Genomic DNA, 6408 nt, shown 5'->3' with positions numbered 1-6408 from the left:
GTCGAGCACCGCGAGATGTTGACTGACCGACTGTCGTCTCATGTCAAGGCCGTCGCACAACTCCCCCAGCGTCAAGCCGGAACGCTCATGAAGCATGTCGAGCAGGAGTCGTCGACCTGGGTCGGCGAGCGCTTTGAAGACGATGTCTGCATCCACCCTTCAATAATGCAGGTAAATGCCTGCCTATTGCAATGAACACGTCTCCGACCTGCCCAGACAACCTCGACGCTGCCCGTCAGACACAATGAAACAGACCGTGCGACGCTGATTGAAGAGGGATTTCGTGAAAGCACTCCTACTCGGAGGACGAGGCGCCGTCGGCACCGTCGTCCGTCGCGAACTCGAACGTTCCGGACACTCGGTGACGGTCGCCAGCCGCTCCAGCGAAACGCCCGTCGACCTGCACGGTGATCTCGACACCTTGTCGGAGTCGGCGATCGACCACGACGTCGTGATCAACACGTCCGGAGTGGAGCGAGCCGACCTGGCGACAGCGGTCGGCGACACACCGCTGGTGGACATCTCGGCCACCGGGTCGTACCTGGCGCACCTCCGACGATCCGCCGTCGGGCTCGTCGTCCTCGGCGCAGGCCTGGCACCGGGCCTCTCGACACTCCTCGTGTCAGACGTCGTCGACGTTCCGGGTGACGCGGTCGACGTGTTCGTCATGCTCGGCGCAGGCGAGAAGCACGGCGCGGCCGCCGTGGAATGGACCGAGGGCCTCATCGGGTCCGACGTGTTCTCGCCCCCGGAGCCGGGCAGAGTGATCAACCTTCGAGAGTCCGTCCGGGCGACCGGACCAGACGGAGTGAAGCGACGCTATCTGCGTGCCGACTTCCCCGACCACGTCCTGCTCAGCGGCGACGGCGGTCCGACGGTCCGGACCTACTTCACCCTGACCTCTGCGCCGATGACGTCGTCGCTCGCCCTCGTGGCGCGGATCCCCGCGCTGCGCCCGACACTGCGGTGGGTCCCGCCCATCGGATCAGACCGCTGGCACGTCACCGCCCGCAATCGACGCACTGGCACGGAGCGCTCGGCGTCCGGGGCCGGTCAATCTGAGGCCACCGGTGTGCTGACCGCCCTCGCCGCCGAGCGTGCGGCCGTCCACAGCGGCCATGGCGCGGTGACCATGGCCGACGTCATGACGCTCCCCGAGGCGACCGCTGCACTGAACGCCTGACTCCCCTCGGCGTCAAAAGTGAGGCCGCCGGCATTCGTGGGTCGGGTCGGCCATGCCCGCCGGTCTCAAGTCGCTCTCACGTCGACGCCGGCTCGGCGCGGAGACGTCGGACTTCGGCGACGGATTTGACTGTCGCAGCCACGACAGGCGGTCCGAGGACCATGCCGATCATCCCTGCGATCGCTCCCCCGATGATCGTCGACAGCAGGACGAGCACCGGGTGGATCTTGAGCGACGTACCGAGAGCCCACGAACTGACTGCGCTCTGCACGGATCCGTTCGACACGATGAACGTCGCCAGCATGATCAGAGCCGCCGTTGTCCCACCGGACCCGAGCGCGATCAGCACGACGACTACACCGGTGAGCCAGGCGCCGACGTAGGGAAGGAAGGACAGAAAGAAGTACAGGATGAAGATCGGAATCGGCAGCGGGACACCGAGGATCAGCATCGGGATCATGAAGATGGGCGCCGTGATCACCGCGGTCTTCGCCGTTCCCGAGAAGTAGCCTCGCACCGATTGACGAGAGAGGTCCGCGACGGCCGACACCTCGATCGGGTCGAGTCCGGCCCGCGCGACCCACGCCGGGAACCGGTAGCCGTCGCGCAGCACGAAGAACAAGAAGAACAACGAGAAGAACGTCCCGAGGATCAACGACAGCAGTCCGTAGAACGTGCTGGTCACGACGCCGACGACACCTTGGCCGAGTTGCGGCGCGTAATCGGCGACGGCGGTTCGAAGGTGTTCTGCCGCCGCGGTGTCGAGGTCGTGATCGCGCAACCATTCCAGCAGCGTGTTCCACCCGACCATCAGCTGGTCGTAGATCTGCGACCATTGATCGACGATGCCGAAGACCACGAGGGCGACCAGACCTCCGGCGACCACCACGGCGGCGAGCATCACCAGGAGTGTTGCGACGACCGGAGGAACCCGACGTCGGCGCAGCACCGCAGCCGCCGGCTCCAGAACAATTCCGAGGATCGTGGCTATGATGAGCGGCACGACGATTCCACTGATCGCGCTGATCGCGGCGGCTGCCAGGACAATCAGGATGACCACACCGATGATCGACCAGCTCAGCGCTCCGATCGACCGCACCGTGTCTACTGCGGAACGAACGGTCACAGCGGTCAGATCGCCCGGCCTGTCGGATTCGGTCTCGGTCACCCGCCAACTGTAGACCGCCTGTCAGGCCCGCGGGTCGACGATGATCTTCACGTGGTGTTCGTTGTTGTTGATCAGCTGGTCGTAGCCCTCGGAGACGAGGCCGTCGAGTCCGATACGGCCGGTGATGAACGGCGCGAGATCGATCTTCCCCGACTGAACCAGCGCGATGGTCGCCGGATGATCATTGGAGTAGCCGATCGTTCCGCGGAGGTCGATCTCCTTGAGCACCAGCTTCGGCATGTCGACCTCGGGCTTGTGGCCCCAGATCGACACGTTGACGATCACCGCTCCCGGGCGCACCGCGTCGAGCAGCATGTCGAGGACGACCGGAACCGATGAGCATTCGAAGCCGACGTCGGCGCCTCGACCGCCCGTGAGTTCCCGGATCCGTTCGGCGACGTCGCCGTCGCGCGGGTCGAGGACGTCATCGGCGACACCCGTGGACCGCGCCATCTGCTTACGCGCCTCGGACAGCTCTGAGATGTACACCGTGAGCCCTTCGGCCTTGAGGACCGCCGCGGTGAGCAACCCGATCGGTCCGGCTCCTCCGATGACGGCGACGTCGCCGGTCCGCGCACCCGAGCGGACGTAGGCGTGATGCCCCACCGACAGCGGCTCGATGAGCGCGGCTTGGTCGAGGGGGATGTCGCCGATCGGATGCACCCAGCGGCGTTCGACGACGATCTTCTCCGCCAGCCCGCCTCCACGGCCGCCGAGTCCGATGAAGTTCATGTCCTTCGACAGCTGATATGCCTCACCGGGGCCGGTGTCGACGTCCTCGCCGACGATGTACGGCTCGACGACAACGTTCTCCCCCACCGTGAGATCCGTGACGCCCTCGCCGAGTGCGGTGATCGTCCCGGAGAACTCATGTCCGATGACAACGGGCGCCGACTCCCCTGAGATCGGGTGCGGGCAGCCGGACGGCGGGATGAAGATCGGGCCCTCGAGGAACTCGTGCAGGTCGGTGCCGCATATGCCGCACCACCCCACGTCGATGGCCACCGTGCCCGGCTGCACCGGCGGCTCGGGTACGTCTTCGATGCGGATGTCGTTTCTGTCGTGGTATCGCGCTGCTCTCATGTCGACACGGTAGGAGCGACTGCCCGATCCGCTCCAGGGTTGCGATGCGTTGCAATTACCATCGATGCGTGACCGACGCCGAAACAGATCAGCCCCAGCCGCCGACCGACGAGCCCGTCGTTGAGACCGACGACAGGGACGGCGTCCTCCGTTCGTGGCGGCTGTGGATCGCGCCGGTGATCGCCGTGCTCGTGGCGATGTCGGCGATGGCAGGCCTGTATCTGGGCAGCATCCTCGACCCGGTGGGGAGCCTGACGTCGTTCCCGATCGCCGTCGTCAACGACGATGAGGGCACCGTCGACCCGACCGGCGCACAACAGAACTTCGGCGCCCAGATGGAGGCGACGGTCAAGGAGAAGGTCGACCCCGACAAGGTCTCCCTCGAGGATCTGAGCTGGGATGACGCGCAGGAGAAGCTGCGCGACGGCAAGGTCTATGGCGCGATCCGAGTTCCGGCGGACTTCACGGCGAAGACACTCGCGCTCGCCGAAGGGTCGGTGACGTCCAACGCCGTCGAACGACCCCAGATCATCGTGTACACGAATCCTCAGTCCGGAACGCTCGGGAGTTCTCTCGTCACGGCTCTGAGCAAAGAAGCGCTCGCCGAGATGAACAAGCAGCTCGGTCAGCAGCTGACCGCCGCGGTCACGAAGCAGGCTGCAGCCGCCGTCCCGCCGCTGACCATCACCGGCACGGCGTCGATCGTGCTGTCTGCACCGATCGACATCGTCACGACGGCATTCCAACCCCTGCCCACTGGCACCGGCATGGGTCTGTCGGCGTTCTACTTCGCCCTACTGGTGCTGCTCGCGGGCTTCACCGGTGCGATGCTGATCAACTCGCTCGTCGACTCGACTCTCGGCTACATCCCGTCGGAGATCGGTCCCCGGGTCATCGTCCGCAAAGCCATCGGACTCACCCGGCTGAGGGTGTTGCTGATCAAGTGGGCGATCATGGTCGTCACCAGCCTCGCTGTATCCGCGGTGTACATCGGCATCGCGACCGCACTCGACATGCCGATCGATCATCCGTGGACGTTGTGGCTGTTCAGCTCGCTCGCCGCAGCCGCGGTCGGTGTCACCGCGCTGGCCGTCGTGTCGGCGTTCGGCACCATCGGCCTGCTGATCAACATGTTCGTGTTCATCTTCCTCGGCCTGCCGTCCGCAGGCGCGACGACGCCGATCGAAGCGGTCCCCGGATTCTTCGCGTGGCTCTCGTCGTTCGAACCGCTGCACCAGGTGTACATGGGCATCCGCGCGATCCTCTACTTCGACGCTCGCGGCAGCGCGGGTCTGACGCACGGTCTATGGATGACAGTCGCGGGCCTCGCCATCGGCGTCGCACTCGGCGTCGGCGTCAACTGGTACTACGACCACCGCGGCCTCGCCCGCGCCGGCGTCCAGGTACTCGACAAGAGCTAGACGTTCGATTGTGAACGTTGAGCCGCAGAAGTCACGTGAGGGTGGCGGACGAAACACACCTCGGCGTTACGTTCATGCCAGGTCGTGAATTTCGTGATCCCAGGGAACTGCTCGATGGGCAGAACAAGCGCGGTCGGCTGAGTTACTGTCGGACTCGTGAGCACGACACAGGAACGGGTGACTCTGCGCGTCGTCGTGTACTCCGACGATTCAGGCACACGTGAGCAGGTGATCCGGGCGCTCGGCGAGCGCCTGCACCCGGAGTTGCCCGACCTCGAGTACGTCGAAGTCGCCACCGCGCCGATACTGCTGTCCCATCTCGACAGCGGGACGGTGGACGTGGCCATCCTCGACGGCGAGGCCTCCCCTGCCGGAGGCATGGGCATGGCGAAACAGATCCGCGACGAGTACCGCCCGTGCCCGCCGTTGGTGGTGCTGGTGGCCCGCGAAGCCGACCGGTGGCTGGCCGACTGGTCGCGGGCCGACGCCGTCGCGCGCGTCCCGGTGGACCCGATGGAGCTCTCGCGCACAGTCGTCGACCTCCTCACGTGACCCGACCCGACCTCTCCCCCGCCCTGACCGGCACCGAGCTCCGTCGGTGGTACTGGCTCAAGGACGAACTCGCCGACTTCGCGCGTGCGTTGGGCGTCCGCACCACCGGCGGCAAACAGGTCCTGACCGCCCGGATCGCGGCACACCTCGACGGCATCGACTTCAGCGAACCCGCCGCGGCCCGGCGTGCCTCGGGCCGCCAGCTGTCCGGACTGCTCACCGCCGAGACGACAATCCCGCCCGGCCAACGGTGCAGTCAGCACGTGCGAGCGTGGCTCTCCGACCAGGTGGGCGCAGCGTTCCGGTTCGACGAGCCGATGCGCGCGTTCTTCGCCTCCGCCGATGGCTCCACCACGCTCGCTGACGCCGTCGCGCACTGGCACGCCACGCGCGATCTCGGACCCCGCGAGATCGGCGAGCAGTTCGAGTACAACAGGTTCACCAGGGCCTGGCACGAGGCGAATCCGGACGGAGACAGGACCGCGCTGCTTGCCGCCTGGCACGAGCACCGACGCCGTCCCCGCACCCCCTGACTGAACTCGCCGTTCACCTCGGTTTAAGCCGAAAGCGCCCACGGCACACACCATTCCGTGCGTATGGTGTGGTTCAAGTCACACAGTGGGGAGGCTAACGCGGATGAACGTCTACGCACCGATCCTGGTTCTCGGCGCGATCGCCGCCGCCTTCGCCATCGTGTCCGTGGTGATCGCGTCGATCGTCGGCCCGAAGCGTCGGAACGCCGCCAAACTCGCCGCGTACGAGTGCGGAATCGAACCTCTTCCGCCCGCCGCCGACATGGTCCAGCGCTTCCCGGTGAAGTACTACCTGACGGCCATGCTGTTCATAATCTTCGACATCGAGATCGTCTTCCTCTACCCGTGGGCCGTCGCCTCAGACACCCTCGGATGGTTCGGCCTCCTGGCCGTTGCACTCTTCATCGTCAACGTGTCCGTCGCGTACGCCTACGAGTGGCGCCGCGGCGGACTCAGGTGGGATTAGAA

8 protein-coding genes are annotated in these 6408 nt (G+C 65.9%); 5 read left to right on the top strand and 3 right to left on the bottom strand.

The features are described 5' to 3' along the window. Nucleotides 1–96 (bottom strand): helix-turn-helix domain-containing protein (locus GM1_RS23345; RefSeq protein WP_444542570.1); only part of this gene is annotated, 96 nt, incomplete at its 3' end. Nucleotides 97–283: 187 nt separating this feature from the next. Here GM1_RS23345 and GM1_RS11360 point away from each other — a divergent pair. Beyond that, nucleotides 284–1183, top strand: coding sequence for a Rossmann-fold NAD(P)-binding domain-containing protein (locus GM1_RS11360; RefSeq protein WP_008378946.1), 900 nt, complete (start codon nucleotides 284–286; stop codon nucleotides 1181–1183). A gap of 76 nt (nucleotides 1184–1259) precedes the next feature. Here the strand turns inward: GM1_RS11360 and GM1_RS11355 are convergent, their stop codons facing one another. Further along, nucleotides 1260–2351, bottom strand: a complete 1092-nt coding sequence (locus tag GM1_RS11355) for an AI-2E family transporter (RefSeq protein ID WP_008378944.1) — start codon at nucleotides 2349–2351, stop codon at nucleotides 1260–1262. 21 nt (nucleotides 2352–2372) lie between these two features. After that, nucleotides 2373–3434, bottom strand: a complete 1062-nt coding sequence (locus GM1_RS11350) for a 2,3-butanediol dehydrogenase (protein WP_008378942.1) — start codon at nucleotides 3432–3434, stop codon at nucleotides 2373–2375. A gap of 68 nt (nucleotides 3435–3502) precedes the next feature. Between GM1_RS11350 and GM1_RS11345 the strand changes: the two genes are divergently transcribed. The 4 genes from GM1_RS11345 to GM1_RS11330 all read left to right on the top strand — a co-directional run bounded on the left by GM1_RS11345 (nucleotide 3503) and on the right by GM1_RS11330 (nucleotide 6406). Beyond that, nucleotides 3503–4855 (top strand): YhgE/Pip domain-containing protein, encoded by a 1353-nt coding sequence (locus tag GM1_RS11345; RefSeq protein WP_008378941.1) that lies wholly within the window; start codon nucleotides 3503–3505, stop codon nucleotides 4853–4855. Nucleotides 4856–5011: 156 nt separating this feature from the next. Further along, nucleotides 5012–5407 (top strand): hypothetical protein, encoded by a 396-nt coding sequence (locus tag GM1_RS11340; protein WP_008378939.1) that lies wholly within the window; start codon nucleotides 5012–5014, stop codon nucleotides 5405–5407. Then, nucleotides 5404–5940 (top strand): DUF6434 domain-containing protein, encoded by a 537-nt coding sequence (locus GM1_RS11335; protein WP_008378937.1) that lies wholly within the window; start codon nucleotides 5404–5406, stop codon nucleotides 5938–5940. The genes GM1_RS11340 and GM1_RS11335 overlap by 4 nt, the downstream gene beginning before the upstream one ends. Before the next feature lie 103 nt (nucleotides 5941–6043). Continuing rightward, nucleotides 6044–6406 (top strand): NADH-quinone oxidoreductase subunit A, encoded by a 363-nt coding sequence (locus GM1_RS11330; RefSeq protein ID WP_008378935.1) that lies wholly within the window; start codon nucleotides 6044–6046, stop codon nucleotides 6404–6406. The last annotated feature ends 2 nt before the right edge of the window (nucleotides 6407–6408 follow it).

The organism is Gordonia malaquae NBRC 108250 (assembly GCF_000344135.1).
GTDB classification, from domain to species: Bacteria; Actinomycetota; Actinomycetes; order Mycobacteriales; family Mycobacteriaceae; genus Gordonia; species Gordonia malaquae.
Note: the sequence above shows the minus strand (reverse complement) of the source record. Positions and strands in the feature narration are given on the sequence as shown.

Bases quoted from the DNA above. Each gene is read 5' to 3' on its own strand.
- GM1_RS11350 (WP_008378942.1), bottom strand. From the start codon at position 3,434: ATGAGAGCAGCGCGATACCACGACAGAAACGACATCCGCATCGAAGAC.
- GM1_RS11330 (WP_008378935.1), top strand. From the start codon at position 6,044: ATGAACGTCTACGCACCGATCCTGGTTCTCGGCGCGATCGCCGCCGCC.